Annotated in this window: 2 protein-coding genes; both read left to right on the plus strand. The window is 63.6% G+C overall.

The genetic code is table 11. The features are described 5' to 3' along the window. The first annotated feature begins 19 nt into the window (after positions 1-19). Positions 20-4402 carry a type I polyketide synthase gene (locus tag PV350_RS44790; protein WP_500339088.1) on the plus strand — a complete coding sequence of 1461 codons (4383 nt, stop codon included), beginning with the start codon at positions 20-22 and terminating at the stop codon, positions 4400-4402. A gap of 89 nt (positions 4403-4491) precedes the next feature. Then, positions 4492-4596, plus strand: a 105-nt coding sequence (locus tag PV350_RS44795) for a polyketide synthase docking domain-containing protein (protein WP_500337906.1), incomplete at its 3' end; no start/stop codon positions are given.

Here is a 4596-nt window from a genome sequence, read left to right on the forward strand (position 1 = left end):
GATCAAAATGATCCTCGCCATGCAGCACAACACCCTCCCACCGACGCTCCACGCGGAAACGCCCAGCACCAAAATCGACTGGAGCTCGGGCACCCTCCGCCTCATTACCACCCCCACGCCCTGGCCCCAGACCGACCACCCCCGACGCGCCGGCATCTCCTCCTTCGGCGTCTCCGGCACCAACACCCACCTCATCCTCGAACACCCCCCAACACCCAGCACAGACAGCACCACCGCGCCGGCCGAGGACACCTCACCCCTCTGCACCCCTCTCGTCATCTCCGGCCGCACCCCCACAGCCCTCGCAGCTCAGGCCCACGCCACCGCCAACACCCTCAAGGCTCATCCAGACACCCCCATCCACCACACCGCGGCAGCACTGGCTCACACCCGCACCACCTGGGAACACCGCGCCGTCATCCTCACCCCCGACACCACCACCGCCATCCACGCACTCCACAACATCGACCCGACGACTCCCACCACCACAACCATCACCGGCAACACCGGTGACGGAAGTCTCGACAAACTTGTATTTGTCTTTCCTGGCCAAGGTGCTCAGTGGGCTGGCATGGGCAGCGAACTATGGGACACAGAACCGGTGTTCGCATCCATGATGTCCGAGTGCGAACAGGCCCTTCGGCCCTACGTTGACTGGTCGCTTTCCAACGTCGTGCGAGGAGACACGTCTGCACCGTGGTGGAATCGGGTGGACGTAATCCAACCAGTTTCCTTCGCGGTGATGGTGTCGTTGGCGGCCCTGTGGCAATCCTGTGGCATTACTCCGAAAGCTGTCGTCGGCCACTCCCAGGGCGAGATCGCGGCCGCTTGTGTATCAGGAGCTCTTTCCCTCTCCGAGGCAGCCAGGATCGTCGCCCTGCGCAGTCAGGTCATCGCAGCCAGGTTGGCCGGACAGGGGGGAATGCTGTCCATCGCGTCCTCGGTGGGCAGTATTCAATCCGACATCGAGCAGCACGAAGCCTGGTCGGGGCGGGTAGAAATTGCTGCCACCAATGGGCCCCGGTCGACTGTGGTGGCTGGAGACCCGACACTTCTCACCGAAATGGAAGAACACTACCGACTGCTCGACACGTCGGTCCGCATGATCCCGGTTGATTACGCGTCACACACCAAACAGGTGGAATCAATCCGCGATGACATCCTCAATGCCCTTGCCGAAATAGAGACGAACACCCCCACGATCCCGTGGTACTCCACCCTTGAGGGTACATGGATTTCAAAGCCCTGCGATGCTCATTATTGGTACCGCAACCTGCGTCATCAGGTGAGGTTTGCCGAAGCTGTTCGATCATTGATCAGCGAAGGGTTTAACGCATTCATTGAGTCCAGTTCGCGGCCGGTTCTGAGCGGAAGTATCGCCGAAACCTTCGACGACATGGGGAAGGACCAAGGGTTCGTCGGAGGAACGCTCCGAAGGGGCAAGGGAGACCGCGCCACTTTCCTGCGCTCACTCGCTGAGGTGTTTGTGCGGGGCGGGGATGTGGAGTGGGGTGCGGTAGTGCCGGCGGGTGGGGGTGCGGTGGTGCCGACGACGCAGTTCCAGCGGGAGCGGTACTGGTTGTTGCCCGGTGGTGGTCTGAATGGTGTCTCGGGTGTGGGGTTGGAGGGGGTTGATCACTGGTTGTTGGGGGCGGTGGTGGAGTCTCCGGGGTCGGGTGGTGTGGCGCTGACCGGTCGGGTGGGTGTGGAGATTCAGCCGTGGTTGGTGGATCACGCGGTTTCCGGAGTGGTGGTGGTTCCGGGGGCGGCGTTGGTGGAGTTGGCCTTGAAGGGTGCCGAGCTGGTGGGTGCGGCGGGGGTGGAGGAGCTGGTGATCCAGGCTCCGATGGTGTTGCCGCCCTCAGGTGTGCTGCTGGTGCAGGTGGTGGTGGGGCCCGTTGAATCCGGCGGGTTGCGTCCGGTGGAGGTCTTTGCTCGGCCCGATGTGCCGGGTTCGGAGTGGGTCCCTCATGCCGTTGGTTTTCTGCGCATTGAGCTGGCGGCTGTGGTGAGGGAGTTGGGGGGTGGCGTGTGGCCTCCGGTCGGTGCCCGGCCTGTGGGTCTGGACGGCTTTTATGAGGGGTTGGCGTCGCGCGGTTACGAGTACGGTCCGTTGTTCCGGGCGGTGCGGGGTGTTTGGCGTGATGGGCAAGAGGTGTTTGCGGAACTGGAACTGGATGAGACGTTGGAGCCGACTGGGTTTGTGATTCATCCGGTCCTTCTGGATGCAGCGCTGCATACGGTCGGGCTGGCGGGCGCCGATGTTGATGAAGGGTTGGTGCGCCTGCCGTTTGCCTGGCAGGGGGTCTTCGCGGGTCGGACGGGGGCAGGCCGGGTACGGGTGCGGGTCTCTGCCATTGGTGAAGGTGTGCGGCTGGTGATGGCTGATCCAGCTGGCCAGCCCGTTCTGACATTGGAGTCGTTGACGACCCGACCTGTATCGGTCACCGATCTACAGACCTTGTCAGCTGCTGTCGGACAGACCACGGGAGGTGCCCAGTGCTACACCGTCGAGTGGACGCCAGCTGACCTTACGGGTGTTGTGGATCAGAGTGGTTGGACAGGTGAAGTAGGGGTAATCGGGGACGCCGAGGGGCTGGCGAACATCCTTGACGGTGATGGTGATCTGCCGCCGTGGGTTGTGTTGCGGATTCCTGGCGTGGGGCCTGGTGGTTTGGCGGCCGGTGGTGATCGGGCGTGTGAGGTTGTTGGCCTGGTGTTGGGGGTGGCTCAGGCGTTCTTGACTGATCCGTTGTGGGAGGGGTCTCGGCTGGTTGTCACTACGGGTGGGGCTGTGGCGGTCAGCGGGGCCGAGCGTGGCTCGCTGGATTCGGCTGCTGCGGGTGTCTGGGGTCTGGTCCGTAGTGCCCAGTCTGAGCATCCCGAGCGCATCCTTCTCCTCGACCTTGACGACGCTGGCGATGTCGATGCTGGTTTGTGTGAGTCGTTGGCCGGGCTGGGTGAGTGGCAAGCTGCGGTTCGTGCGGGGCAGGTGTGGGTTCCGCGAATGGCCACCCCTGCCGATGTGGCCTTCTCACTTGCCGGGGGCATTACCGCTGCGGGCTGGGATCCGCGGGGGACCGTGCTGATCACGGGCGGAACCGGTGTGCTGGGTGCACTGGTTGCCGAGCACGTGGTCGCCACAGGCAGGACGCACAATCTGATGCTGGTTTCCCGTCAGGGAAGCAAGGCTCCAGGCGCGGCTGAGCTTGTTGCTCGGCTCCGGGACTTGGGCGCCCAGGTGGAGATCGTTGCGTGCGACCTGACGGACCGTGACCAGACTGCTGTGGTCCTCGCCGGGATCTCCGAGGAGGCGCCTTTGACTGCGGTCGTGCATACCGCGGGTGTCCTGGACGATGCGGTGATTACCGCGCTTGACCCTGACCGTCTCGAGACGGTTTTCGCACCCAAGGTTGATGCGCTTATCCACCTTGACCACCTCACGCGTGGGACCGGTCTGGCAGGCTTCGTCACCTTCACCTCGGTCGCGGGTGTCACTGGCAGTGCCGGCCAGGGCAACTATGCCGCCGCGAACGCCGCCGCGGACGCCATTATCCTGCGCCGGCATCATGCCGGGCTGCCGGCGACGGCCCTCGCCTGGGGGCTGTGGGCTCCCGCCAGTGGCATGACCGCGAAGCTGACCAGCACCGACCATGCCCGCATTGCACGTTCCGGCATCCAGCCTCTGACCACTGAAGACGGCCTGCGCTTGTTCGATCAGGCCCTTGCCACCATCCATCCCCACCTCGTGCTCGCTGCCTTCGACCGCTTCGCGCTGCGCAACCAGGCCGGGGACGGACATCTCCCACCCCTGCTGCGCAGCCTCGCTGGCGCACGGCAGCGTCCCCGGATGAAGACCCCCACCGCGGGCCCAGGCTCCATAACTTCCCTCACCAATCAGCTGGCCGGCCTCGATCCCCAGCAGCAGCAGGCCCATCTGACCGATCTCGTCCGCCATCATGCCGCTGCCGTCCTCGACATCAACGACCCCAACAGCCTGACCGCCACCCGCGCATTCCGCGACACCGGCTTCGACTCCCTTACAGCCGTCGAACTCCGCAACCGCCTCACCACCGCCACCGGCATCAAACTCCCCGCCACCATCACCTTCGACTACCCCACCCCCCACGATCTCGCGCAATTCCTCCACACGGAGCTTACGGCCGCCCACGCGGAAGTACCTTCTGACATTACCGGCCATCAGGAACGCATCATCCGCGAGGCATTCACCCGCATCCCGCTCGCACGTCTTCGGACGGCGAACATCCTGGACACCCTGCTCCGACTTGCGGATGAGGACATCCCTGCCCTGGAAACCCAGCGCACGGAAAACCAGTCGGCCGACATCCATACCATGAGCGAAGACGAACTCATCAATGCCGCACTCAACGACCTCACATAACCGACAACCGCAACAACAAACATTTCTGATTCCAAGGATGTTCAGTCTCTGAAAAACGTACAGACCAATCTCCTTAAGCGTAAGGCTGAATGGGCTCAGTGGTGAGTGAGACAAACGGCAAGTTGGTGGAAGCGCTCCGGGCGGCCGTCATCAAGAACGACCGTCTGAAGCGCGAGAACGACGAACTGAACGCG

Source organism: Streptomyces sp. PA03-6a (assembly GCF_033792765.1).
Lineage (GTDB): Bacteria > Actinomycetota > Actinomycetes > Streptomycetales > Streptomycetaceae > Actinacidiphila.